Annotated in this window: 21 protein-coding genes; 9 read left to right on the top strand and 12 right to left on the bottom strand. The window is 56.0% G+C overall.

Translation table 11 applies throughout. From position 1 onward, the window contains the following. Positions 1 to 99 precede the first annotated feature (99 nt). A complete protein-coding gene (locus ACMGGQ_RS02700; RefSeq protein WP_008503287.1) occupies positions 100 to 399 on the top strand; it encodes a DUF2755 family protein in 300 nt (99 codons plus the stop codon). Here ACMGGQ_RS02700 and ACMGGQ_RS02695 read toward each other — a convergent pair. From ACMGGQ_RS02695 to ACMGGQ_RS02685, 3 genes are all read right to left on the bottom strand, one after another. Further along, positions 396 to 1,493, bottom strand: a complete 1,098-nt coding sequence (locus ACMGGQ_RS02695; RefSeq protein WP_420289556.1) for a DUF1615 domain-containing protein — start codon at positions 1,491 to 1,493, stop codon at positions 396 to 398. The genes ACMGGQ_RS02700 and ACMGGQ_RS02695 overlap by 4 nt on opposite strands. A gap of 14 nt (positions 1,494 to 1,507) precedes the next feature. Continuing rightward, the gene (gene sbmA / locus ACMGGQ_RS02690) at positions 1,508 to 2,728 is read right to left on the bottom strand and encodes a peptide antibiotic transporter SbmA (protein ID WP_032646127.1); all 1,221 of its coding nucleotides are present in this window, start codon (positions 2,726 to 2,728) and stop codon (positions 1,508 to 1,510) included. A gap of 114 nt (positions 2,729 to 2,842) precedes the next feature. Next, on the bottom strand, positions 2,843 to 3,376 hold the full coding sequence (locus ACMGGQ_RS02685) for an isochorismatase family protein (protein WP_069720216.1): 534 nt from the start codon (positions 3,374 to 3,376) through the stop codon (positions 2,843 to 2,845). A gap of 204 nt (positions 3,377 to 3,580) precedes the next feature. Here ACMGGQ_RS02685 and ampH point away from each other — a divergent pair, with 204 nt between their 5' ends. Further along, complete coding sequence (gene ampH / locus ACMGGQ_RS02680; RefSeq protein ID WP_032638396.1) at positions 3,581 to 4,741, top strand: D-alanyl-D-alanine-carboxypeptidase/endopeptidase AmpH; 1,161 nt, start codon at positions 3,581 to 3,583, stop codon at positions 4,739 to 4,741. Between the two features lie 2 nt (positions 4,742 to 4,743). On the opposite strand, the gene ACMGGQ_RS02675 is transcribed toward ampH, so the two are convergent. Both ACMGGQ_RS02675 and ACMGGQ_RS02670 read right to left on the bottom strand, forming a co-directional pair. Further along, positions 4,744 to 5,367 carry a helix-turn-helix domain-containing protein gene (locus ACMGGQ_RS02675; protein ID WP_045909814.1) on the bottom strand — a complete coding sequence of 208 codons (624 nt, stop codon included), beginning with the start codon at positions 5,365 to 5,367 and terminating at the stop codon, positions 4,744 to 4,746. A 96-nt stretch (positions 5,368 to 5,463) separates the two neighbouring features. Next, on the bottom strand, positions 5,464 to 8,238 hold the full coding sequence (locus ACMGGQ_RS02670; RefSeq protein ID WP_420289555.1) for an autotransporter outer membrane beta-barrel domain-containing protein: 2,775 nt from the start codon (positions 8,236 to 8,238) through the stop codon (positions 5,464 to 5,466). A 452-nt stretch (positions 8,239 to 8,690) separates the two neighbouring features. Between ACMGGQ_RS02670 and hemB the strand changes: the two genes are divergently transcribed. After that, complete coding sequence (hemB, locus tag ACMGGQ_RS02665; RefSeq protein ID WP_045909816.1) at positions 8,691 to 9,665, top strand: porphobilinogen synthase; 975 nt, start codon at positions 8,691 to 8,693, stop codon at positions 9,663 to 9,665. A gap of 127 nt (positions 9,666 to 9,792) precedes the next feature. Continuing rightward, positions 9,793 to 11,493, top strand: coding sequence for a lysophospholipid acyltransferase family protein (locus ACMGGQ_RS02660; protein ID WP_045909817.1), 1,701 nt, complete (start codon positions 9,793 to 9,795; stop codon positions 11,491 to 11,493). Between the two features lie 105 nt (positions 11,494 to 11,598). Here the strand turns inward: ACMGGQ_RS02660 and tauD are convergent, their stop codons facing one another. The 6 genes from tauD to mmuP form a co-directional block, all read right to left on the bottom strand. Next, positions 11,599 to 12,447 (bottom strand): taurine dioxygenase, encoded by an 849-nt coding sequence (gene tauD / locus ACMGGQ_RS02655; RefSeq protein ID WP_420289554.1) that lies wholly within the window; start codon positions 12,445 to 12,447, stop codon positions 11,599 to 11,601. Beyond that, positions 12,444 to 13,271: a taurine ABC transporter permease TauC gene (tauC, locus tag ACMGGQ_RS02650; protein ID WP_048225831.1), complete on the bottom strand. Its 828-nt coding sequence runs from the start codon at positions 13,269 to 13,271 to the stop codon at positions 12,444 to 12,446. Before tauC ends, tauD begins: the two co-directional genes overlap by 4 nt. Continuing rightward, positions 13,268 to 14,035 (bottom strand): taurine ABC transporter ATP-binding subunit, encoded by a 768-nt coding sequence (tauB, locus tag ACMGGQ_RS02645; RefSeq protein ID WP_045909819.1) that lies wholly within the window; start codon positions 14,033 to 14,035, stop codon positions 13,268 to 13,270. Before tauB ends, tauC begins: the two co-directional genes overlap by 4 nt. 10 nt (positions 14,036 to 14,045) lie before the next feature. Beyond that, positions 14,046 to 15,008: a taurine ABC transporter substrate-binding protein gene (gene tauA / locus ACMGGQ_RS02640; RefSeq protein ID WP_001018397.1), complete on the bottom strand. Its 963-nt coding sequence runs from the start codon at positions 15,006 to 15,008 to the stop codon at positions 14,046 to 14,048. Positions 15,009 to 15,230: 222 nt separating this feature from the next. After that, the gene (gene mmuM, locus ACMGGQ_RS02635) at positions 15,231 to 16,163 is read right to left on the bottom strand and encodes a homocysteine S-methyltransferase (RefSeq protein ID WP_420289553.1); all 933 of its coding nucleotides are present in this window, start codon (positions 16,161 to 16,163) and stop codon (positions 15,231 to 15,233) included. Then, on the bottom strand, positions 16,150 to 17,550 hold the full coding sequence (mmuP, locus tag ACMGGQ_RS02630) for an S-methylmethionine permease (RefSeq protein ID WP_008503244.1): 1,401 nt from the start codon (positions 17,548 to 17,550) through the stop codon (positions 16,150 to 16,152). Before mmuP ends, mmuM begins: the two co-directional genes overlap by 14 nt. 363 nt (positions 17,551 to 17,913) lie before the next feature. Between mmuP and ACMGGQ_RS02625 the strand changes: the two genes are divergently transcribed. Then, positions 17,914 to 19,023 carry an AI-2E family transporter gene (locus ACMGGQ_RS02625; protein WP_048030055.1) on the top strand — a complete coding sequence of 370 codons (1,110 nt, stop codon included), beginning with the start codon at positions 17,914 to 17,916 and terminating at the stop codon, positions 19,021 to 19,023. Between the two features lie 119 nt (positions 19,024 to 19,142). Next, entirely contained in the window at positions 19,143 to 20,927 is a 1,785-nt protein-coding gene (locus ACMGGQ_RS02620; protein ID WP_420289552.1) for a diguanylate cyclase, read from the top strand. Here the strand turns inward: ACMGGQ_RS02620 and ACMGGQ_RS02615 are convergent. Beyond that, positions 20,924 to 21,217 (bottom strand): hypothetical protein, encoded by a 294-nt coding sequence (locus ACMGGQ_RS02615; RefSeq protein ID WP_071884809.1) that lies wholly within the window; start codon positions 21,215 to 21,217, stop codon positions 20,924 to 20,926. The two genes, ACMGGQ_RS02620 and ACMGGQ_RS02615, sit on opposite strands and share 4 nt — an antisense overlap. 276 nt (positions 21,218 to 21,493) lie before the next feature. Between ACMGGQ_RS02615 and ACMGGQ_RS02610 the strand changes: the two genes are divergently transcribed. The 3 genes from ACMGGQ_RS02610 to ACMGGQ_RS02600 all read left to right on the top strand — a co-directional run bounded on the left by ACMGGQ_RS02610 (position 21,494) and on the right by ACMGGQ_RS02600 (position 23,925). Beyond that, complete coding sequence (locus ACMGGQ_RS02610; protein WP_420289551.1) at positions 21,494 to 22,105, top strand: flavin reductase family protein; 612 nt, start codon at positions 21,494 to 21,496, stop codon at positions 22,103 to 22,105. Between the two features lie 162 nt (positions 22,106 to 22,267). Continuing rightward, complete coding sequence (locus ACMGGQ_RS02605; protein WP_420289550.1) at positions 22,268 to 23,341, top strand: catalase family peroxidase; 1,074 nt, start codon at positions 22,268 to 22,270, stop codon at positions 23,339 to 23,341. Further along, positions 23,338 to 23,925: a cytochrome b gene (locus tag ACMGGQ_RS02600; RefSeq protein ID WP_420289549.1), complete on the top strand. Its 588-nt coding sequence runs from the start codon at positions 23,338 to 23,340 to the stop codon at positions 23,923 to 23,925. Before ACMGGQ_RS02605 ends, ACMGGQ_RS02600 begins: the two co-directional genes overlap by 4 nt. The last annotated feature ends 1 nt before the right edge of the window (position 23,926 follow it).

Genomic DNA, 23,926 nt, shown 5'->3' with positions numbered 1-23,926 from the left:
CGCGTAAATTACCACGATTCTGATATTGACAAATGCGATGACCTGTCAAACTCACCCTGTACGAAGCGTATTAACAGAGCGATTTATCCGGAGGTCATCATGGCTGACTTTACATTGTCGAAACCGATTTTTGGCGGAAAACCAAAAACCTCCACGGCGGGTAATATCGCGTATGCCCTGTTTGTCCTGTTCTGCTTCTGGGCTGGCTCGCAGCTGCTCAATATGCTGGTCCATGCGCCTGGCGTTTACGAACACCTGATGCAGGTGCAGGATAACGGACGCCCGCGAGTTGAGATTGGTTTTGGCGTCAGCACCCTTTTCGGCCTGATTCCCTTCCTCGCGGGATGTATGATTCTGGGCGTTGTGGCATTAGTGCTGCGCTTTCGCCGCCGCCGTTAAAGCCCCATACAGCGAGCCCGGCGATCGTCCACGCGTTTTGCGAACCACGCGGTGGTCAGGTTACGCGTGATCTTCGGGCTTTCCAGCTGAATACCCGGCAGCATAGCCCTCGGTAACGTTTTCCCACTTTTCTGCTCTGCGAGCGCAAACACCTTCTTGTACAGATCCGTTTTCTCAAAGGCCAGGCTGTCGCCTTTCTCAAGCTGACGGCGAATGTCGCTGTTGCTCAAGCCAAGCGTTGTCGATAATTTCCGTACGGCAAGCTCGGTGCTTCCCGCCTCGCTGCTGCCGTAAGCGATGAGATCGCCGTCAAGCGCCAGCTTAACGCCGCTTGCACGGCTGACCGCACTCTGGAATGCCGCATTACGGCTGGCATACCAGCCAGCGTTAAAGTCGGCAAAGCGATACAGCGGCTCATCGTAGTTCGCCGGGTAGTTCAACAGGTGATACGTGCCGAACCACAGTCCGCCGCGCAGGGAGAAGACCTCCTGGCGCACCGTACCGTCGATTTTCCACGGATAGCCGTCGGTGTGTTTCTCCGCGAACGCGATGCTTACCTGCATTGGGCCACCGGTATGGACCGGATTCAGTGAGCCAAACAGCTTCTGCCCCATTGGGACTATGCTGATGAAATCATCAAAGATGGCGCTAAGCTGTTTTTCGGTTTTCACCGTATCCAGCCGTTCGCTGTAGCTTTTGCCGTTCGGCGAGGTGATTTTAAGCGCGGTATGCACGAGGAACACCGGGATATGCATGGACTCCGCGCGGCGGTCGATCTCTTTCCAGGCGATTTTATTCAACCCCGGCACAGCCGGGTCTGACTGGTACATCGACTCCTGCTGTGCCACCGCCAGCACCGAACAGATATTCTCCTCGGTCGGCGCGATCTTTTGGCTTTCAAAGGTTTTTGCCAGCGCGTCTGCCCACACATTGCGATCTTTCACGCTGGCGGGCATTTTCTGCCGCACAACGCTCGCCACATCAACGGGCTTCTCGCCCTTTTTGAGCGGAGCGGCCCCCTTTTCGGCACAGCCTGCCAGCACAAAAGCGGCAAGAATGGTCAACGGTAATGCGCGCGGTACGGCAAAAGGCATAGCAACGTCCTGTATTAGCTAAATGTGTTGGTGACTTCCTGCAGGTCACGATCGTCCAGCTCGCGTTCAAAGCTGCGCAGACGTTTGTAGATGGACATCAGTTCCACCAGCGTGGTCCAGGAGCTGATCAGGTACTGGAATGAACTTCTGACCTGATCGAAAACGTTAGTAATTTGGGTCATCAGTCCCAGGGTAATTGTCCCTGCAACAATTGACGGGAACAACAGGACTATTCCAAAAACAGTATCGGCCTGAAGATATAAAATACGAGCTATGTTGAAATACATGTAGTGGAAGTAGAGCTTAAAGTAGTTAAAACGGACGTTCTGAAATAACTCTTTTACCGTTGGTGGCGCAGCTCGTGATGGGTCATCCTCACCGTAAACAAGTTCTTTACGGTAAGCCGCTTCCACGCGCTGATTTTTAAATTGTAACCCCGGCAATTTGATCCCCACCACAGCAAGAAGCCCCGTTCCCATAAGAGACCAGACCAGTGCCGCAATAACCAAACCATAGGGTAAATGACCAACAACTGGAAGTTCAGGCACATGGGGTGAAAGTGCAATCAGAATCGGTAAAAAAGCGATAAGTTTCATCACAGCATTAAGCAAGCTGACCCCCATGTCCTCCAGCGTTGAGGCAAAACGCATGGTGTCTTCCTGCACACGCTGTGCAGCACCTTCGATGTGCCGCAGTCGTTGCCAATTTGCCATGTAATATTCGTTCATAGCAGTACGCCAACGGAAAACGTAATGGCTAACGAAGAAATTGTTCAGCACTGCCACTGTTACTGCAATCATGGCAATGCCGGTAAAACTAACGAGACTGGCATAGAGTTCACCAATCGGAACCTTATTCGGGGCGCTTAGTGCTTTTTGGATCAAATCGTAGAAGGGTGCATACCATGCATTAATTGCAACGCTCACTTCCACCATGAACCAGGTAACGAAAATGATCAGTGCAGATCCCAAAATCGACCAAAACTGCCAACGATGCGGAGAATACTTGAACCAGAAGAGTGCAAACAGCCCCACACATACCGTGTAGTAGGCATAAAATACGATAAAGCTGAGCGACCAGAAGCGCGCTGCGCTAATCGGCACCTCGCCTGTCGCCCCCGTGATGCGCGTCAGCCATGCGCCGCCGCCCGCCTGCCAGAAAATGACAGCGATCAGTGCCCAAATAAATGCCGACAGGAAAAAAGGCCCCGGCTTTGGGAAAAAAGACTTAAACATAATGCTTCCTTCTTGTTGTTATGGCTGTTGCTGTGTACAACACGTCACCACACGAAAACCTGCCCGAGCCAGCCTCCCGGCTCCGGCAAAAAGGTCAGACCCGATCGTTAATTATTAGTTCGCTTTCCAGTTTTCAAGAATTGTTTCGGTGCGTTTCACTGCGAGAGGATTCGCCGGCGCAATGAAGTTACGCCAGACGTCGTTGTGATGGTTAATCAGAATCTGTGCTTCAGCAGCCGGGCGGTTGGATGTGGTATGGGCATCTTCCGCCACGGTGATGTGATAACCCCGGCTAACGCCGTTCTTGATCGTCGCATCGACGCAGTAATCGGTGGCGCAGCCGCAGATAACAAACTCGCGAATGCCCTGCTCCCGCAGCAGCGTCTCAAGCCCGGTGTTGTAGAAGGCATCACAGGCCGTTTTAGTCACGTAAAGCGCGTCGGCAGGCTGATGGAGTTCAGGCAGTAGCGCAAACCCTGCACTCCCCTCTTCCAGCCCCCCGGCCTCGGTGTGCTGTATAAAAATCACCGTGTCGGCTGCCTGCGTAAGCTGGTTGATCAGAGAGACACACTTTTCGCGCTGATGACGCGGAGTTTCAAACACCCCGTTCTGCATATCGACAACCATAACCACACGCTTCTCAGACATACCGTTCTCCGTAAGATTGAGTGACACTGGTGCCTATCATAAGCCCGATGTCACAAAATGGGAGATGGCTCGCAAGTAAATTGTTCATATTTACCCATGGTTACGTTTTTCTCGCTATCGTTATGCAATTCGGGGCATTGCACGGTACCGATTAGTAGTATAAATACCCATTACTTTCCTCATTCACTTCATGGATGCTTTTCGTTGAAACGTTGTCTGCTCTCTTTTGCCGCGCTGTGTGCGGTGAGCTTCTCTACCGCCCAGGCAGCCCAACCGCTGACGGCTCCCGTTTTAGCTTCAGATATTGCCGATCGCTACGCGAACCTTATCTATTACGGCAGCGGCGCGACCGGAATGGCGATGGTCGTCATCGACGGAAACCAGCGTGTATTCCGCAGCTTTGGCGAAACGCGCCCGGGAAATAACATTCACCCGCAGCTGGATTCCGTCATCCGCATCGCATCCTTAACTAAGCTCATGACCAGCGAAATGCTGGTGAAACTGCTCGACCAGGGCGTGGTGAAGCTCGACGATCCGCTCAGCAAATACGCGCCGCCAGGTGCCCGCGTACCCACGTATCAGGGGACCCCGATCCGGCTTGTGAACCTTGCTACCCACACCAGTGCCCTGCCGCGTGAGCAGCCAGGCGGAGCGGCGCATCGTGACGTGTTTGTCTGGCCAACGCGCGACCAGCGCTGGAGCTATCTGAGTACCGCCACGCTGAAAGCAGCACCGGGCTCGCAGGCCTCTTATTCAAACCTGGCGTTCGACCTGCTGGCGGATGCCCTCTCAACGGCGGCTGGCAAACCGTACACGCAGCTGTTTGAAGAGCAGATCACCCGTCCGCTCGGCATGAAAGACACCACGTTTACCCCGTCCCCGGATCAGTGCCGTCGCCTGATGGTGGCGGAGAAAGGTGCCAGCCCCTGTAATAACACGCTGGCGGCCGTGGGCAGCGGCGGGGTTTACTCCACCCCTGGCGACATGATGCGCTGGATGCAGCAGTTCCTTTCCTCGGATTTCTACTCGCGCAGCAGCCAGGCCGATCGTATGCAGACCCTGATTTATCAGCGTACTCAGCTGCATCGGGTCATCGGGATGGACGTACCGGGTAAAGCCGATGCGCTCGGCATGGGCTGGGTCTATATGGCACCGAAAAATGGCCGTCCGGGTATTATTCAGAAAACCGGCGGCGGCGGCGGGTTCATCACCTATATGGCGATGATCCCCCAGTCAAACGTGGGCGCGTTTGTGGTGGTGACCCGCTCTCCGCATACACGTTTCGTCAATATGAGTGACGGTATTAATAACCTGGTGGCAGAACTGAGCGCCAATAAAGCCCAGGTGCTTACCGCGTCCAACTGATATTAATATTCCGTGGGCAAGCGGTTGATGCTGACCAGCTTGCCCCGGCTCATATTGATATAGTTTCCCTGTCGCAGGGCGGCCAGAACTTCGGCAACAACAGAACGTGAAATGCGTGTGCTTTGCTGAATATGATTCATCACACCGATTTTTGAACGCAGCGTTTCATCCCACTCGGCCATATTTAATAGCATCGCGCGGATCTGGTGATAGGAGTTATTGCCCACCAGCTGCATATCGCGTTTTTCAAGAATGTAATTTATCCAGGATAACCAGCAGAAGGCCTCTTTCCACAGCGAATACTGCTGAATCTGTTGACGGGTAGTTTCCGTGGATAAATAAAAACCGGTACAGGCCGTTTTAGCCATTACTCTGTATTCCTGAGAGTGATTAATGACCACCGTAGACAGCCCGAAAATAAAAGGTGCCGTCGCAATCCCCACCAGCAGCTCATCGGAAGGGCGATAGACCTCAATAACACCGGTTTGTAATACGATCGTGCGAGGCTCAATTGATTCGCCTGACGTAATTAATTGTTGAGGAGCACATGTAAAAGGGGTACTGGCTGCTATTAACCCCTGTTCGAGCCGGCGTAATTCAGAAAGTGGTTTCGCATTAACGTTCATGCAGACCTCAAGTCATCCGTATTTGTCGGTTCAATATTATTTTTATTGCTTCTGTAAAAAGCGGGGGAAGATAACCCCTCCCCCCGCTTTTATTCATTACCAGGTATATTTCACACCCAGGTTTGCGCCCCAGTTCTGGTCAACGTCACCGCCGCCCAGATAAGTGGCATCCGTGTAAGCGCTGAAGTTCTTCGTGAAGCTGAACTGGGTGCCCAGCCCAACACGAACAGCGGATCCTTTCACGCCGTTATCAATGCTGTCACCGTTAATATCGGCATTGTTATCGGCGTCGTCATAGACCCAGGCCAGTTTGAAGTAAGGCGTCAGAGCCTGATCGCCGCCGTAGTTGAAGGTATAACCCGTATCAACACCAAGTTCATAACGCAGGCTATCGTAAGATTGTCCATCAACGCGCATGTCATTGCTCAGACGATAGTCATCACCAGACTGGAACAGACCCGATACGGCTGCGTATGGGGTAACGTAGCCAGAGAGGTTTGGTTTCCAGTCATAGCCCAGCTTCAGCCCAAAACCAACAGCGTCACTGGTGGTATTGCCGTCAACATACTGGCCGTTGCTCATGTTAGCGGAAAGATCGCTGTTGAAGCGGGTGTAGCTCAGGGAGCTGTCGAGGAAGAGATCGTTCGTAAACTTCGCTGACGCGTAGATCATCGCCGTCTGGCTATCCTGATCGACCTGACCGGTACGATCGCTGATATCTCCCTTCGCGAAACCTGCCGCCCCACCGACGATCCACTTCGCGTTATTACCGTCAATCTGGGTATCCAGACCCACCATAATACCGCTCACGTCCTGATCGTAGCTGATAACGCCATTGTCACCGTCGAAATTGCCGCCGAAGTAGCTCACCCACGCTCCGCCATTATCCGCCAGGCCGTGACGGCTGTTGGTCAGACGCGCACCTACGGTATCCTGCTGCAGATTCCAGATATTGGTATTGGCAGAAGGAATGCTCAGCGCCATATTGGCATAGTCGGTCAGCGCTTTCTGCTGGAGGACAACGGTGTCACCCTGCTGCTTCGCCTGGTAGGTATAGGCCCCTAAATCGGCTCTGTTTGCAGCAGTAAAGCTGGCTGCAGTATCCGCATTATTGTCATAGATGCGAACGATCTCTTTGTTTTTGTAATCAGCAACGGAACCCGCTCCGGTCGCGTCATCGATACGGACCTGATAGTTACCGGCGACGTCACCGTTCACCGCCAGATGGCCGTCAGAGTTAATGGCCACTACGCCGTAGTCATAATCAGCGCTGCGCTTATCGTTAGTGATATAGCGTGCGTTGTTCAGATCGCTGTTCAGCACATAATCACGGCTGGCAACGTTCAGCACGCCGCCATCGGTCAGTACCATATTGTGCGTATCAACCTGACCCAGCCCCAGCGCCAGCTCTGCACCGTTATTCACGGTGATGGTGTTGGCATCGAGCTCGGCCGTTTCTTCCGTCAGCGCCGCACGGCTATCGCTGTCCAGATACAGATGGTCGGTAGCCACGCCGCCGCTGTCGCCGATATTCAATGAGGACGCATTGGTCAGAGTGATGGCATCCGCCAGCAGGCCTGAGTTTTCAACGTTGACCTGAGACTGGTTGTTGACCGTCAGGGTGTCGATGTTAGACACCTTACGGGTATCCCACTCGGAGCCGTTGTCCAGCGCGATGTTAAACAGACCGCTCTGATACACCGCTTCGCCCGCAACATGTCCGTTGTCGTCATAGGTGGAGTCCGGCCAAATGCTGTTAGGGGACAGAGCGTTCCAGTCTACGTTGCTGTAGCCCTGGCCATACATCTCCGCCGTGCCGATAGCCTCGACGCTGGACTGTGCTGCGCCGACCCATTTGCTGCCGTTGGTAAGCGTCACATCCAGCTTATCGGTGCCATCCCAGCCGTTGGTGGTTGGGTTATAGATGCCGTCTTCGGTGGTATCGGTTGCCGGATCGCCGTTCGGGTAGAAGTTGTTGTCGAAGGTGCTGGAGAACAGAATATCGCCAGTAACGGTGGAATGATCGAACGTGGCGGTGGTTTGCATCGCGTTATCAGACGCGCTGGCGGCCACAATCAGCGCTGCATCGTCTGCCGCGGTCGCGCTGGTTTCACCATAGTCGCTCGGCTTCGCGGTTTGACCGTAGAATCCGCTGGTACCTAAATCGCTGTACGCACCGGAAGTCAGTACCGAATCTTTCACCAGTAGCGTGTCGGTAAAGACGTTGCTGCTGTTGGCTACGCCTTCAACGCCGTCGTATGGCGTATTATCCAGCTCCTGGTACCCCTGCGTCAGGGTAATCCCCGCGACGTGAGAATTATTCTGGATAACAATATCCGATTCCACATCCAGGGTAATCGCATTACCCAGATCGTACGTATCCAGATAATGTCTTTCCGTATTTTCCCCATTCACGACATCATACGCATAATGCTCGTACGTATCGTTAAGGGTGGAATTATCAACGGTCAGGCTAAAACGATCGTATTGCGTATGATGGGTGCCGTCAGCATCCACGCCATCAGCACATGTGGTGGTCATACACTCAGAAGTAATCATGCCGTTAATGGTGCTATTGGAAATACTCAACGCATTCGCCCGGCCATTGATGCCATCATCCAGGTAGTACGTTGAAATAACACCATTCACGGTGGCTTTATTAATCACGGGATAAATATCACCATCATGGATGGCATCCGAGTAATCCCAGTCGGCATAACCATAATACCAGGGGGTGGACGCTGTATTATCGTATCCGAAGGTATTATATGTCGTACCGGAAATATCCTTCGCATTGGCCTGAGAAGCGATAGCCAGGGTGCAGGCTAATGCAAGTTGAGATACAACGAGTTTCTTTTTCCATGTTTGCATTGGGTCATCCCTCCTCAGGGACGTAAGCAAGTTTGTCCATCAATGAATTTGCAATATTTAATTGCGGAGGGAATTATGCAGTTTCATTTCGAAAAGGTTCAATGAATGTTTCCATTAAGTCCGTATTCAGACAAAAACACATTCAGACCACAAACCATAAGGCGTCATAAAATAAATATTATAAAAACAGAATGTTAATACACGGCTAAACCAATCGGAAAAACACACCGAAAAATAATAAATCATTTTTAATTATGCTTTCATTTCCATATAGAAATAACACGAATATTTCATTCTCCTCTCAGCGTTATACTGACCTGCATTATATATTATTTATGACAGGCAAACTCACCTGCCGCATTTCACAAAAGCAAAATGCCCACTTTAGTAAAACACCCGTCTTCACTTTGATGTACACTAGCCCTCTTTGTTCCACAAACATCAGGCATACCATGACCGATTTAATTGCACGCCCACGCCGCCTGCGCAAGTCACCTGCACTGCGCGCTATGTTTGAAGAGACAACCCTGAGCTTAAACGATCTGGTGTTGCCGATTTTTGTTGAAGAAGAGATCGATGACTACAAGGCCATCGAAGCCATGCCGGGCGTCATGCGCATTCCGGAGAAATATCTGGCGCGTGAGATCGAACGTATCGCCAACGCGGGGATCCGCTCGGTGATGACCTTCGGCATCTCCCACCATACTGACGCGACCGGCAGCGACGCGTGGAAAGAAGATGGCCTCGTCGCCCGCATGTCTCGCATCTGCAAAGAAACCGTGCCGGAAATGGTGGTGATGTCCGACACCTGCTTCTGTGAATACACCTCGCACGGCCACTGCGGCGTACTGTGCGATCACGGCGTGGATAACGATGCTACCCTGCTTAACCTCGGCAAGCAGGCTGTTGTCGCGGCCGCGGCAGGCGCAGATTTCATCGCACCTTCTGCCGCGATGGACGGACAGGTTCAGGCGATTCGTCAGGCCCTGGACGCAGCCGGTTTCACCGACACCGCCATCATGTCCTACTCCACCAAATTTGCCTCCTCCTTCTACGGCCCGTTCCGTGAAGCAGCCGGTACGGCGCTGAAAGGCGATCGTAAAACCTATCAGATGAACCCGCTGAACCGCCGCGAAGCGATTCGTGAATCCCTGCTCGATGAAGCCCAGGGCGCAGATTGCCTGATGGTAAAACCGGCTGGCGCGTACCTGGATATCCTGCGCGACATCCGCGAGCGCACCGAGTTGCCGCTGGGCGCTTATCAGGTGAGTGGTGAGTACGCGATGATCAAATTCGCCGCCCTGGCGGGTGCCATTGATGAAGAGAAAGTGATCCTGGAAAGCCTGGGGGCGATCAAACGCGCGGGCGCGGATCTGATCTTCAGCTACTTCGCGCTGGATCTGGCCGAGAAGAAAATTCTGCGTTAATCCGCTTTAGCGCCGGGTGGCGGCTTCGCCTTACCCGGCCTACGCTCTGCTCAAATCTTCACCCAACTGCAATACAACCGACATCTGCGCCTTCTACTGTCTTCGCAAGACGGCAGGAGGAGTGACCATGTTTAGCCTCGATAGCGTTCTCGACGATCTTTGGCCTCAGGCGAGGCCCGCACCCTGGCAAAAAAGTCTGTTAAAAAGACTGTTCTACGAAGACGAATTTCAGCAATTTGCCGCAGCCCACCGCCACCTGAAAGGCCTGGATATGGTGGAGCAGGTTCTGGAACACCTGGATATTCTCTGCACCGTTTCCGCCCGCGATCTCGAACAAATCCCCGAACATGGCCCGCTGGTCATCATTGCCAACCACCCGACGGGTACGCTGGACGGACTGGCGCTGCTGTATGCCGTCTCCCGCGTGCGGCGCGATGTTAAAGTCGTAACCAACCGGATGCTGACCCACCTTGAGCCCCTCAGCTCGCTGTTTATTCCGGTGGACAATATGGGCGGCAGGACGGCGAAATCGTCGCTGGTGCAGATGGAACAGCATCTGCAAAATGCGGGCGTGCTGATCTTCTTCCCGGCAGGCGAAGTTTCCCGCCCCACGCGCAAAGGCATTCGCGACAAAAAGTGGCACTCCGGCTTTATCAAACTTGCCGGCAAGCTGCGCGCCCCGCTGCTGCCGGTGCATATTCAGGCACATAACAGCCTGCTCTTTTATGCCAGCACGCTGGTCTCCCCGACGCTGTCGATGCTGCTGTTGATGCAGCAGATGTTCCGCCGCCGCCACAGCCAGCTGCCGATCAAAATCGGCCAGCAGATTGCGTGGCATCACTGGCACAGCGCTAACCTTTCGTCGCGTGAGATGGCCGAGCAGTGCCGTCAGCACGTGATGCGTCTTGGCAAGGGAGTGCCCGGCGTCTTTAAAACCCAGTGCGCCATTGCCCGTCCGGAAGACCGGGCCACCCTGAAACGCGCGTTGGCGCAGGCCGAATGTCTGGGCAAAACCAGCGACGGTAAAACCATCTATCTTTGGCAGCGAAACGGTCAGGAAGATGCCCCGCTGCTGCGCGAGCTGGGCCGCCTGCGCGAGATTGCCTTTCGCGCGGTGGAGGAAGGGAGCGGCAAACGTCGGGACACCGACAGCTACGACGATGATTATCTGCATCTGATCCTGTGGGATGAGGACGATCTGGAGATCGTCGGGGCGTATCGCTTTATGCCGACGGCCATGCAGATCGAAAAGCGCGGCGTTGAGGGGTTGTACAGCTATAGCCTGTTTCACTACGACGACAAAATGCAGGACGTGCTGGAACACGGCATTGAGCTGGGGCGCAGCTTTATTCAGCCGCGCTACTGGGGGCGCCGCGGCCTGGACTATTTATGGTCCGGCATTGGCGCTTATCTGGCGCGTTATCCGCACTACCGCTACCTGTTTGGCCCGGTCTCGATTTCCGGTGGCTTACCGCCTGCCGCGCGTGATCTGCTGGTCGCCTTTTACCGCCTGTGGTTCCCGGCGACGCATCCGCTCGCCGCCTCGCGCCAGCCGTATCCCGCGTCCCTGCCGGACGTGCTGGCGCAGTTTGGCGGCGTGGATTACGTGGACGATCTGACGAAGCTGAAATCCCTGCTCGGCAATCTTGGCTGCGGCATTCCGCCGCTCTACAAACAATATTCCGAGCTGTGCGAGCCCGGCGGCGTGCAGTTTATTGATTTTGGCAGCGACCCGGCATTCAACAACTGCGTCGACGGGCTGGTGCTGGTGGATTTGTGTTACCTGAAGGCGAACCGCTATCAGCGGTATATTGAGGCGCACCTTTAAATGTGCGGTATTCTGTAGGCCGGGTAAGGCGTAGCCGCCACCCGGCAATTGTGCACCGTTTTCGCCGGGTGGCGCTGCGCTTACCCGGCCTACGGGAGCGACGGGTTAAGGACGATAAAACGGCTTATCGCCCAAAATCGTCGCCCGCTGCATAATCCGGCGCTGCGGCAGATAGTCCGCATTGGCATAATGCTGCGTCACGCGGTTATCCCAGATCGCCAGATCGTTCTCCTGCCAGCGCCAGCGCACCTGGAACTCCGGTTTGGTGATATGCGCAAACAGGAAACCTAACAGCGCCTCACTCTCTTTTTCCGTCACGTCCACGATGCGTGTGGTGAACCCTTCGTTCACAAACAGCGCCTGTTTGCCCGTCACCGGATGGGTCCGCACCACCGGGTGCAGCAGCGGAGGATGTTTCTCCACAGCTTCCTGCCAGCGCTGATGTTCCTCTTCCGTTTTACGGTACTTGTACTCCGGGAATGATTTCTTGAAATCATGCTCCGCCCGCAGCCCGCTCAGCAGCGTCCGAAGCGGCGCAGAGAGCGCCTCATACGCCGCAATCCCGCTGGCCCACAGCGTATCGCCCCCCGTCTCCGGCAGCCGTTTCGCCGCCAGAATTGCCCCCGCAGGCGGTGTGTCGATAAAGGTCACATCGGTATGCCAGTTATCATTATCCGGCGGGTTATCATTGTGGGTGTCGAGGACGATAATCTCTTCCACCCCTTCCGCATGCGGATAGACCGGGTGGATATGCAGATCGCCAAAGCGCAGGGCCAGCGCGCGCTGCTGCTGCGGGGTGATCGCCTGCTCGCGCAGGAACACCACCTGATGGCGCAGCACCGCGTGGTACAGTTGCTCAAACTGGTTATCGCTCAGCGGACGGGTCACATCCAGGCCCGACACCTGTGCACCAATGTACGGCCCCAGCGGGGTGATAGTCAGACGTTCACTCATTGTATTTCTCCATGCCAGGGCGTCAGACGGCGCTGTAACGCGCGCAGCCCCAGTTCTAATCCGAAGGCGATCGCGGCGATCACCGCGATCCCTGCCAGCACCACGTCAGTCGCCAGGAACTCTCCCGCCGACTGCACCATAAACCCAAGGCCGCGCGTGGCCGCAATCAGCTCCGCCGCCACCAGCGTGGACCAGCCCACGCCAAGGCCGATGCGCAGCCCGGTTAAAATCTCCGGCAGTGCGCCCGGTAAAATCACGAACAGCAGCACCTGCGTACGGCTGGCTCCCAGCGACTGCGCCGCGCGGATCCGCACCTGCTGGGCGCTCTTCACGCCCGCCAGTGCAGACATGGCAACCGGGGCAAAAATCGCCAGATAGATCAGCAGGATTTTTGACGTTTCACCGATGCCGAACCAAATCACCATCAGCGGCAGATAGGCCAGCGGCGGGACCGGGCGGTAAAGCTCAATCAGCGGGTCGAGGATGCCGCGCACCGTCGGGCTCAGCCCCATCGCAATCCCCACGGGAATGCCGATAATCACCGCCGCCAGCAGCGCCACCAGAATACGCGCCAGGCTGGCACCTAAGTGCTGCCAGAGCGTGGCATCCATAAAGCCCTGCGGCCCGGCGATGGTAATGAGTTTGGCCAGCACCTGTCCCGGCGGCGGCAGAAACAGCGGGCTGACCCACTGCAGGGCAGCAACTGCCCACCACACCGCCAGCAGTACCAGCAGCGTGCCGACGCTCAACGTGATTTGACGTGAGAAAGGCCAGCGCAGCGCCAGACGCGTGCGGCGCGTTTTTTCACTGAAGACGATGCTCATGAGAAAGCCTCCCGCTGTTCAAACACGCGGCTTAAAACGTACTCACGCTGTTCGATAAACAGCGGATCGGATTTGATGCTGCGCACGGGTTCCCCCGCGACGTAGCGGCGGGCGAATTCCAGCGGCAAGCGCTCCAGCACACGGCCCGGCCCCGGCGAGAGCAGCACCAGCTCGGTGGCCATAAATACCGCCTCTTCGATATCGTGGGTAATCAACAGCACCTGCTTGCCCGTCTCATGCCAGAGGCGCAACAGCAGGGTTTGCATCTGCTCGCGGGTGAAGGCGTCGAGCGCCCCGAACGGCTCGTCCAGCAGCAACAGCTGCGGATTCGCTGCCAGCGCGCGGGCAATCCCGACACGCTGTCGCTGGCCGCCGGAAAGCTGCCAGATATAGCGTTTTTCCGCGCCTTCCAGCCCCACTTTTTTCAGCATCGCCCGCGCCGTTTCCAGCCGCTGTTCACGATTGATGCCCGCAAGCTGCAGCCCAAACGCCACGTTTTCCTGCACGTTGCGCCACGGGAGCAGGCCTTCATTCTGGAAGACCACGCCGCGCTCGGCGCCGGGGCCTTCCACCTTTTTGCCTTCCAGCTGAATGGAGCCATGCTGATAAGGGACAAACCCGGCGATCAGATTCAGCAGCGTGGTTTTTCCGCATCCGGACGGACCCAGCACCACCAGCAGTTCACCGCTGTCCAGCGTCAGGTTGATCTCCTCCAGCGCGGGTTTGCCACCGTAATCAGCAGACAGATTTGTAATATTCAGCATGGCGGACTCCTTATTTCACAAAACGATCGGTCACGTACTGGCTGTAATCCGTCGCTACCGCGGGCACTTTGCCCTGCTCTTTCAGGAAGGTGGCGGTATCAACAATCGCTTTGTTTACCGGCCCGGTCAGCTGCTGCACCTGCTGCGCGGGGGTCAGATAGGTATTGCCCTTCACCAGCCCCGGCACGTCCGCTTCCGGCACGCCGCTCAGGCGGGAAAGTTTTTCCAGGTTGGCGGGCTGCTTCAGCCATTCATCCGGGTTACTGATGTACGGCTGCTGGGCGTCAATCGCGCTTTTCGCGAAGGCTTTCACCACCTCAGGATGTTTCTCGGCGAAGTCTTTACGCACGACCCACACGTCGAGTGTTGGCGCGCCCCACTGGCCCACTTTTTCGGAGTCGGTCAGCACGGTGCCGTCTTTTTCCAGCTCGTTCACGGCCGGTGCCCACACATAGGCCCCGTCAATGTCGCCGCGCTGCCAGGCCGCGATAATCGCTGGCGGCTGGAGGTTAATAATTTGTACCTGCCCCGGCTTGATGCCCCAGTGTTTGAGCGCCGCCAGCAGGCTGTAGTGGGTGGTGGAGATAAACGGCACGGCGATGCGTTTGCCGATCAGGTCTTCCGGTTTGGTGATGTTTTTCTTCACCACCAGCGCTTCAGAGTTACCGAGCTGCGAGGCGAGCAGGAACACCTCAATCGGCACCTGCTGGCTGGCCGCAACCGCCAGCGGGCTGGAGCCGATATTGCCGATCTGTACGTCGCCGGAGGCTAACGCACGCACCACGGACGCGCCGCTGTCGAACTTGCGCCAGTCAACTTTCGCGCCGCTCTCTTTGGCAAAGGTGTTATCCGCCTGCGCGACTTTCGCCGGTTCCGCAGAAGTTTGATACGCGACGGTGACGTCCACCGCCTGCGCCTGAAATGCCCACAGCGCCAGTGCGCCGAGTAGTGTGATTCGCGATGAAATTGCCATAGTACCTGCTCCCCTTGTTGTTATGAGGGCAGTATTTCCAACGCGGGAATTTTGATAAAGGAATAAAAATGAATCGCTCATAACGATTCGTTTTTAGATAAAAAGCGGGAAAGGATAGTTGGTTTTGTGCGTTTGTTTATGCCGGGTGGCGCTACGCTTACCCGGCCTACACATTGTGCGATCCGTAGGCCGGGTAAGGCGCAGCCGCCACCCGGTAAAAACTCAGCGCTTCGCGTTAAGCTCAGCAATATCCTTCGGCGTAGTGCGACAGCAGCCGCCAATCAGCTTCGCGCCGGCGTCCAGCCACTGGGGCAGATACCCCGCCAGCGTCTCGCACGCTTCGCCGTGGTGGTGCCAGGTTTTGGTCACCGCATCATAATGCTCGCCCGAGTTCGGGTAGACCACCAGCGGCAGCGGCGTCAGGCTTTGCAGGTGCTTCAGTGCCGCCGTGGTGTTTTCCAGCGCGATACAGTTAATGCCCAGCGCGACGATATGCGAAGAGTCGGCCAGCGCGCTGACTACGTCACGCAGCGGTGTGCCGTCGCTCAGGTGTTCGCTGTCACGCAGGGTAAAGGAGAACCACGCCCGGGCGCGGGGATACCCGGCCAGAAGGGCCGCCAGCGCCTTAATCTCGGCAAAAGACGGCAGCGTTTCGCAGGCCAGCAGGTCAGCGCCCGCATCCAGCAGCGCTTCCACGCGCGGGCGGTGGAAGTCGGTGAAGGCTTCCGCACTGCGCACGTAGTCGCCACGATACTCTGAGCCATCAGCCAGATAGGCTCCATACGGTCCAACGGATCCCGCCACCAGCAGCGTGCCCGCATGTGGATTTTCAGCCAGATACGCTTCACGCGCCTTACGCGCCAGCTCCACGCTTCTGCCAATCAGCGCCCGGGACTGCGCCTCGTCCAGGCCGCGCGCCGCAAAACCCGCAGGCGTGGCCTGATAGCTGGCGGTGATCGCCACCTGCGCACCGGCGCGGTAATAATCAAGATGCACTTCGCGGATAAGCTCCGGGTTTTCCATCAGCACTTTGGCAGACCAGAGGCTGTCTGCCAGGTTGCAGCCGCGCGCTTCCAGCTCCGTCGCCATCGCGCCATCCAGCACCACAAACGGCTGCTTTTCAAGGAGGGCGGTAAGCGGATTATTCTGCGACATGTTCGGGCTCCTGCGATGTCATATTTCGGGTCAGATAGTAGGCACCATAACACAGGGCGACAAACGGAATCCCGCAATAAAGGGCAATGCGCTGGCTTGGGTCAAACCACAGGCCGACACAAGCCACCACGCAGAGGATAAAACCGAGCACCGGTACCAGCGGATACCACGGCGCGCGGTACTGCAACGCAGAGAGCGGCTGCCCGGACTGCAGATGGCGACGACGGAAAACGAAGTGCGACGCGCAGATGCTGATCCAGACGGCCACCACCGCAAAGCCAGAAATCGCCGAGAGCGCGACAAACACAGTGTCAGGCGCCACGACGCTTGAGAACAGCGCCAGCACGCCGCCGAGCATAGAAACCGACAGCGCCGTCAGCGGCACGCCGTTTTTATTTACGCGGGCAAAACAGCGCGGGAGCGTTTTCTCATTAGAAAGCGACCACAGCATGCGCCCGGAGGCGTACAGTCCGGAGTTCGCCGCCGAAAGGATCGCCGTCAGGATCACAAAGTTAAAAATATCCGCCGCGTAAGGAATACCGACCTTTTCAAACACCAGCACGAACGGGCTCTTTTCCACGCCCGCCTGCTGCATCGGGATCAGCGCCGCCAGCACAAACACGGTGCCGATAAAGAAGATGATCAGGCGCGCAATGGTGGTACGGATCGCGACCGGAATCACCTTGTGCGGATTTTCCGTTTCCCCTGCGGCAATACCGATAAGCTCGGTCCCGGAGAAGGCAAAGTTCACCGCCACCATGGTCATCAGGATCGGCAGGCCGCCGTGCGGGAACCAGCCCTCGGCGGTGATGTTGCTTAAGCCCGGCGCGGGTGAACCGTCCTGCATCGGGATAAAGCCAAAGACCGCCGCGCCGCCAAGAATAATAAAGGCGATGATGGTGATGACCTTCACCAGGGAGAACCAGAACTCGCCTTCCGCAAAGAAGCGCGTTGAGATGACGTTCAGACCAAAAATCACCACGCAGAAGACCACGCACCACGCCCAGACGGGCACCTGCGGAAACCAGTACTGCATGCAGAACCCGGCGGCGGTAAAGCTCGACCCGAGCGCCACCGTCCAGGTGAGCCAGTAGAGCCACGCCACGGTGTAGCCCGTCGCCGGGCCAAGATAGCGGGCAGCATAGACGTGGAACGCGCCGGTTTCCGGCATCGCCACGGAGAGTTCGCCCAGACACTGCATCACCAGCCAGACCACCAGCGCACCTATCAGGTAGGCCAGCAGCGTGCCCGCCGCCCCGGTCGTGGAAATGATGTAGCCAGTATTGAAGAATAACCCTGTCCCAATCACGCCACCCAGCGAGAGCATGATCAGGTGGCGTGTTTTCATGGTGCGCTTAAGCTGCCCATTTTCTTGTTGTGTTTGCATATTACCTTCTATACGTATGGACATCTAAACATCCAAAGAAGGTGTGTTATACCGCGATTGTTAATAAAAAGCTAGATGACCAGACGCAAACGGGCGCGCCGCGCGCTGAGTCTGGGGTGGGTTGTGAGGATCACATAGAGAATCGGACGCCAGGCCATAAGCACCTCCGCAAGCAGATACTTACAGCATGGTGCGGGAAAAGGCGATCTTCGGTCAGTCGAAAGTGGTATCCGTAAAGCGCGAAGTCATACCGTAACACTGCCCGCAAGACGGGTAAGGCGCAGCCGCCACCCGGTGCAAGGTTGGTAATTCTCACAATCGGTTCTATAGTCGTCACAGTTTCTTAGTAACCAGGACTGACTGATGCGCTTTAACGGACTGACTAAAGGTTTCTTTATTTTCATTCTCGCCCTTGTGACCTGGGCCTTCTTCGACGTGCTGTCGCCCTACTTCTCCGCGATACTGTGGGCCGCCATTCTGACCGTTATCTTCAACCCGGTAAAAAACAAGCTGCGCACCGCGCTGGGGGAGCGCAACGGGCTGGCCTCGCTGTTGACCATCGGCATTATCTGCCTGATCGTCTTTATTCCGCTGATGGTGATCCTCTCCTCGCTCGCCATTGAGCTGAATGTGGTTTACACCAAACTGCAGGAGAACAACACCCAGTTCCCGGAAGTGGTGGCGAGCATCTTCAACCACCTGCCTGACTGGGCCAGCGGCTTCCTCGCGGATCACAACCTGACCAACGCGGCGCAGATCCAGAAAAAACTCTCCGATGTCGCCCTGCAGGGCGGACAGTATCTCGCCGGCAGCGCGTTTCTGATTGGCAAGGGGACGTTTGGCTTTGCGATTAGCTTCGGCATCATGCTGTATCTGCTGTTCTTCCTGCTGAAAGACGGCCCGTATCTGGTACGCCAGATCCTCGACTCCCTGCCCCTGTCCGATTTTGCCAAGCAGCATCTGTTCGCCAAATTCGTCGGCGTGTCACGCGCCACGGTAAAAGGGACGGCGGCGGTGGCCGTGGTTCAGGGCATCCTCGGCGGGATTGCCTTTGCCATTGCCGGTATCGACGGCAGCGTGCTCTGGGGCGCACTGATGGCGTTCCTCTCGCTGGTACCCGCCATCGGCTCAGCGATTGTCTGGGTGCCCGCCGCTATCTTCCTCTTCGCCACGCACCAGATCTGGCAGGGGCTGTTTATTGTCGGCTTTTTCGTGATTATCGTCGGGCTGGTGGACAATATTCTGCGCCCGCTGCTGGTGGGGAAAGACACCAAAATGCCGGACTACCTGATTCTGATCTCCACTCTCGGCGGCATGGAGCTGTACGGCATTAACGGCTTTGTGATCGGGCCGCTCATCGCCGCGCTGTTTATCGCCTGCTGGAACCTCTTTTCCGGACGCGATCACGAAGGTAACGCCGAAGAGCTGGACGCGGATTTCATCGAAGAAGGAAAAAATCCTCCAGATTTGTAAGGACGTGACGATAAAGACCACACCAGGCGGCACTGTGCCGCCTTTTTTTCCGCCTTAAATCAGACGTTTTCTATAATTTGAAGAACGCCATCCTACTCATGTCGTAAAAGGATCATCTGGTGCGAATCGCGACGATAACAAACTGGGCCTATGGGGCCACGGTCTGCCTGACCATCGCCTCCGGCATCATCATGCTGATGGCGTCCAGCGCGGATACCCTCGAACGTCAGGCCGTTGAACAACGGCAGAAATTTGATCAGCTGACGGAAGATATCGAAACCGATATCTGGGCGCAGTCTGATTTAGCGCGGCTGTACGTCATTAAAAAAGATCCTCAGGTGCTCAAGGAATATAACCAGGCAGAAAACAGCCTGAAGCGCATCGAGCTTCGTCTGGAAAAGCTGCAGGATAACGGCGCATCGGATGAAGAACTGGCCCTGCTGCATGAAGGAATAAAGATCGTCGATGAGCTGCAGGACGAGCAGCAAACCGCCCTCGCCAGCCTGGAACGCGGTGAAGACGCCCAGGCCGTTGCCTTGCTCTATGGTCAGCCCTATGAGCAGGAGCTGGATCGCGCGCAGAATCAGATCGATCACTTTCGCCAGATACTCGACAAGCGCGTTATCGGCTCCGTAAAAGATGCGACAAAAAAATCGAAAGCGCTGCGTACCGCCTCTGAGCTGACGGTCGGCCTGACCGCCCTGCTGTTCCTGTTTGTACTCGGCTTTATATTAAAGCGCCGCGTGCTGCGTCCCGTGGTGCGCCTGAGCGACGTGGTGCACCGTCTGGCATCCCAGGATTACGCGGTTGAAACGCCCAATTTCAACCAGATCGATGAGATAGGCGATATGGCTCAGGCCATTAGCATCTTCCGTGAAAACGGCCTGGCGCGGCAGCGTCTGGAAAAAGAGCGCGATGCCGACTGGGCCATCCGCGAGCTGCTGGCGCGCATGACCCAGCGGCTGCAGGGGTGTGAGAACTTTAACGATGTGATTAACGTGGCGGAGCTGTTTGCCCCCAATATCGCGCCGGGGATCGCGGGCCGACTCTACGTCCTTGACCGCGAGCCGTGGCAGATGCGCTGCGTCGCGCAATGGCTTTCGCCGGTTGGTGAAGAGACGACGTTCCACCCGGACGAGTGCTGGGCCGTGCGTCGCGGGCAGAGTCATCCGCCGGTGAACGGCGAGCCGGATATTGCCTGTTATCATCTTCCGGCATCCCAGACGGAAAGCGCGCTTTGCGTGCCGCTTATCGCTCAGGGTGAGGCCATTGGCCTGCTCTCCTTCCAGAATATCACGGCGGATAATGCCCCTTCCCGCGCATATCTGGAGCTGATGGCCGAGGCGCTCGGGCTGGCGCTGGCCAACCAGCGTCTGCGCGACGCGTTGCTGGAAAAAGCGTTGTTTGACCCGCTCACCGGCCTGCGTAACCGTCATCATCTGGAAGATACCCTGCAAACCCAAACGGCACAGGCGATACGCACTGGCGTGCCGTTAAGCTGCATGATGATTGATATCGACCACTTCAAGAGCATTAATGACCGTTTCGGCCATGAAGCGGGCGATCTGGTGATCAAAAGCGTGGCGTCAATTGTTCAGCGCGCCGCACATGACAACGGGCTGGCATTCCGCTACGGCGGCGAGGAGTTTCTGGTGCTGCTTTCCGGTGCCGATGAAGCAGAAGCGTACGCCTGCGCGCAGAAGATTTACACCGGCGTGCATGAGCTGTCGCTTCGCTACGGACTGACCGAGATTGGGCCGGTGGACGTGTCGATTGGCATTGCCAGCTACCCACAACATGCCCAGACCGACAACCTGCTGCGCGCTGCGGATGTGGCGCTATACCGGGCAAAAGAGCTGGGACGCGCGCGGATTGTGAGTTTTGGGATGCTGGAGGCGGGTTAGCTATTATTTTCACGCCACTGCTTTACCATCTCATCTGTTACTTCATTTTTATAACAAATGGGAGCATAGCCTCCCGCCTTACTCCATGCGCTGCGTCTCCCGCAAGCGCTTCCGTTTCTGGCCCGGTTAAAAGGACAAGCGCATACTCCGGGATAAGATGCTATCGACTCTGCAATAACATTCTCTTTAACCTGTTCACTGGAAACTGAACTGTTTTTTGCCATGGCGATGTCCGCTACAAAAAAGCAGCACACAGCACAAAGCACCATCAGGAACGGTCTTTTTTTCATTTTTGATTCGTTTTAAGGAGGGGGTGCACACGATAGGCGGCGAATGAAAGAGACATCATGATTTAAGTCAATAAATCTGTTCCGGCAGGGACAACGAACCTTACGCGTTCTCGCAAAAGGTGGACGCATTATGCACGTTCTCGCTCAGTTGGGTACAAGGCAGCTATTGCAGTTCCCCTGGGAATTTTAGCCTGCCGCGTTTTACTTCACGCTTCACCGAAGTAACGCACGTTAGCAAAACGTAGACTGGTCCTTCGTTAATCAGAGGATGATAAAATGAAAACCCAGCAGGTCGATTTTGCTTCTTTATATTTTGGTACACCGGTCGCCATTATCTCCAGCCAAAATCCTGACGGTTCAACCAACCTGAGCCCGGTCTCCTCGTGGTGGATCCTCGACCGGAATATCGTGTTCGGGCTTGGCACCTCCGGAAAGTGTTATGAAAATATCACAGGTAACCCCGATATTGTTCTGAACATCCCGGACAGCAGGCTCTGGCCGAATATTGAAGCTATCGCAAATAAAACGGGAAAAGCATCGCCACCGGAATGGAAGAAAAAAATGGGATATGTTTTTGAACAGGACAAGTTTAGCTGCGGAAATTTCCATAAGGAAAAGGCGGTGACGATTAACTCGTTGAGAATTAAAGAGTGTCCTGTACAAATAGAGGCTAAGGTTGGCGGAATAGCGCCCCTGACCGGTTCGCAGGGGAACCTGGTGTCCGTTGATGCCTCGATAACCTGCGTCCACATATCTGAGGCATTATTAATTCGTACTCAGCGAGGGGTGAAATTTAATGTGGAGAAATGGAACCCCCTCTATTATCTATTTCGCCACTATTTCTCGCTGGGTCACCGACTCGGTCACAACTTCCGACACGATGAGTAACCCGGTCTTTTTGACAGCGGAAAGGTTTAAACTTTTCGTGATATTCTTTCTTTACGCCCCTTAGTTCCTATACTCGAGCCATATTCGCCACTGTATTAACACCTGTCACGCACAATACGTTGCGCATGACAGGTGAAGATATTTTGTTCTGGAAAAACGTCTATGTCGAAACTGGATTTGAGGTCCAAAAAAACCTGGGGCGCGCTGGCAGCGATCGCCGTTGTCGCCGGTACGCTGGCATCTGCTTTTGCATGGACGGCGGGCTGGCTTGGGTCACGCACGGTCAGCCAGGCACTGGTGGGTGAAACACCGAAACCCTTCCCACCGGGTTTTCGCCGCGCGCATGGAAAAGGCATCTGCTTTGCCGGCACCTTTACGCCAAACGGCTCGGCGGATTCCCTTTCAACCTCCCGCTTCTTCTCACAGCAGGAAGTGCCCGTAGTGGGTAGATTCTCTATTGGTACCGGCGATCCGCATGCACCGGATAGTACGACCAAAACCCTGAGCATGGCGCTACTGCTGAAGACAGATGACAAGCAACAATGGCGGATGGCGATGAACAACGAGCCTTTCTTCGCCACGCACAGCCCGGAAGGTTTTCTGGCCTTGCGAAAAGCCACGGCCGTTGATGCGTCCACCGGGAAACCGGATCCGCAGCGTCTCAAAGACTTTTTAAAAGCGTACCCGGAGGCGGAGAAATACCTTAAATGGGCGGCACAAAAACCCGCCCCCGGCAGCTTCGCGGGCGCGACGTTTTACAGCATTAACGCCTTTTACCTTGTGAACGCGCAGGGGGAACGTCAAGCCGTTCGCTGGATGATGCGTCCGCACGAGCCTTTCCTGTCGATAAGCGATGAGCAACGGCAGAAAGCCGATGACAACTTCCTGTTCGAAAACCTGCGTCAGCGCCTGGCGCAGAAGCCACTCTACTGGGATTACGTTTTGCAGCTCGCACAGCCGGGCGATCCGGTGGATGACCCTTCCCAGCCATGGCCGGACGATCGCAAAAAGGTGGTAGCCGGCACGCTGGAAGTGACGCGGGTCGAAGCACAATCCACAGGCGCGTGCCGCGACGTTAACTTTGACCCTTCTGTCGTTCCTGCAGGCGTTGCGGTGTCTGATGATCCCATCTTAAACGCCCGCTCCGCGGCCTACTCCCACTCTTTCAGCCGCCGTGAACGGGAAATCGGCTACGGCAAGGCCACCGAAGCCGTGCAAAAGCAGGAGGTAAAATGAGCTCAAATAAAGACAGGCGAGAGCACGCGCCGCAGCATTTCAATACCCTGGCGCGAAGCCTGCACTGGCTGATGGCGGTGATGATCCTGACCATGCTTTTCATCGGTGCCGCGATGATGACGTCGTTACATCACCGGATTTGGCTAATCGACCTCCACCGGCCGCTGGGGATCGCCATTTTACTGCTGGCACTGGTGCGTCTGGTCAACCGACTTCTGAGCCGCACTCCCCCACTTCCTGCCGAGTTGCCCGTCTGGCAGGTGCTTGCCGCAAAGGCATCACACTGGATGCTGTATGGGTTAATGCTGGCAATGCCGCTGCTGGGCTGGGCGCAACTGTCGGCAGCGGGCCTGCCAATTGTCATGTTTGATGGCGTCAACCTGCCGGCAATTGTCCCGACCAGTCCGGCACTCTTTGCCTGGTGTCACGACGCCCATAGCCTTCTGGCAAAGTTGCTTTTTGCCGTGGTGCTGGTCCATCTCTCCGCCGCACTCGTTCATGCGTGGATCTACCGGGACGCAGTGTTTGCCAGCATGGCGAAAGGGGGTAAGCCGGCGTCAGCCATCCGGGATGACCTGAAGTAAG

It is taken from the genome of Enterobacter sp. BNK-13 (genome assembly GCF_048685015.1).
GTDB lineage: Bacteria > Pseudomonadota > Gammaproteobacteria > Enterobacterales > Enterobacteriaceae > Enterobacter > Enterobacter quasiroggenkampii.
Note: the sequence above shows the minus strand (reverse complement) of the source record. Positions and strands in the feature narration are given on the sequence as shown.

What these genes read in the sequence shown, in the direction of transcription:
- ACMGGQ_RS02600 (WP_420289549.1), top strand. Translation starts at nt 23,338, where the DNA reads ATGAGCTCAAATAAAGACAGGCGAGAGCACGCGCCGCAGCATTTCAAT.
- mmuP (WP_008503244.1), bottom strand. Translation starts at nt 17,550, where the DNA reads ATGCAAACACAACAAGAAAATGGGCAGCTTAAGCGCACCATGAAAACA.
- ACMGGQ_RS02670 (WP_420289555.1), bottom strand. Translation starts at nt 8,238, where the DNA reads ATGCAAACATGGAAAAAGAAACTCGTTGTATCTCAACTTGCATTAGCC.
- ACMGGQ_RS02695 (WP_420289556.1), bottom strand. Translation starts at nt 1,493, where the DNA reads ATGCCTTTTGCCGTACCGCGCGCATTACCGTTGACCATTCTTGCCGCT.
- ACMGGQ_RS02685 (WP_069720216.1), bottom strand. Translation starts at nt 3,376, where the DNA reads ATGTCTGAGAAGCGTGTGGTTATGGTTGTCGATATGCAGAACGGGGTG.
- tauD (WP_420289554.1), bottom strand. Translation starts at nt 12,447, where the DNA reads ATGAGTGAACGTCTGACTATCACCCCGCTGGGGCCGTACATTGGTGCA.
- tauC (WP_048225831.1), bottom strand. Translation starts at nt 13,271, where the DNA reads ATGAGCATCGTCTTCAGTGAAAAAACGCGCCGCACGCGTCTGGCGCTG.
- tauA (WP_001018397.1), bottom strand. Translation starts at nt 15,008, where the DNA reads ATGGCAATTTCATCGCGAATCACACTACTCGGCGCACTGGCGCTGTGG.
- ACMGGQ_RS02675 (WP_045909814.1), bottom strand. Translation starts at nt 5,367, where the DNA reads ATGAACGTTAATGCGAAACCACTTTCTGAATTACGCCGGCTCGAACAG.
- tauB (WP_045909819.1), bottom strand. Translation starts at nt 14,035, where the DNA reads ATGCTGAATATTACAAATCTGTCTGCTGATTACGGTGGCAAACCCGCG.
- sbmA (WP_032646127.1), bottom strand. Translation starts at nt 2,728, where the DNA reads ATGTTTAAGTCTTTTTTCCCAAAGCCGGGGCCTTTTTTCCTGTCGGCA.
- ACMGGQ_RS02610 (WP_420289551.1), top strand. Translation starts at nt 21,494, where the DNA reads ATGAAAACCCAGCAGGTCGATTTTGCTTCTTTATATTTTGGTACACCG.
- ACMGGQ_RS02700 (WP_008503287.1), top strand. Translation starts at nt 100, where the DNA reads ATGGCTGACTTTACATTGTCGAAACCGATTTTTGGCGGAAAACCAAAA.
- ACMGGQ_RS02660 (WP_045909817.1), top strand. Translation starts at nt 9,793, where the DNA reads ATGTTTAGCCTCGATAGCGTTCTCGACGATCTTTGGCCTCAGGCGAGG.
- ACMGGQ_RS02615 (WP_071884809.1), bottom strand. Translation starts at nt 21,217, where the DNA reads ATGAAAAAAAGACCGTTCCTGATGGTGCTTTGTGCTGTGTGCTGCTTT.
- ACMGGQ_RS02625 (WP_048030055.1), top strand. Translation starts at nt 17,914, where the DNA reads ATGCGCTTTAACGGACTGACTAAAGGTTTCTTTATTTTCATTCTCGCC.
- ACMGGQ_RS02605 (WP_420289550.1), top strand. Translation starts at nt 22,268, where the DNA reads ATGTCGAAACTGGATTTGAGGTCCAAAAAAACCTGGGGCGCGCTGGCA.
- hemB (WP_045909816.1), top strand. Translation starts at nt 8,691, where the DNA reads ATGACCGATTTAATTGCACGCCCACGCCGCCTGCGCAAGTCACCTGCA.
- mmuM (WP_420289553.1), bottom strand. Translation starts at nt 16,163, where the DNA reads ATGTCGCAGAATAATCCGCTTACCGCCCTCCTTGAAAAGCAGCCGTTT.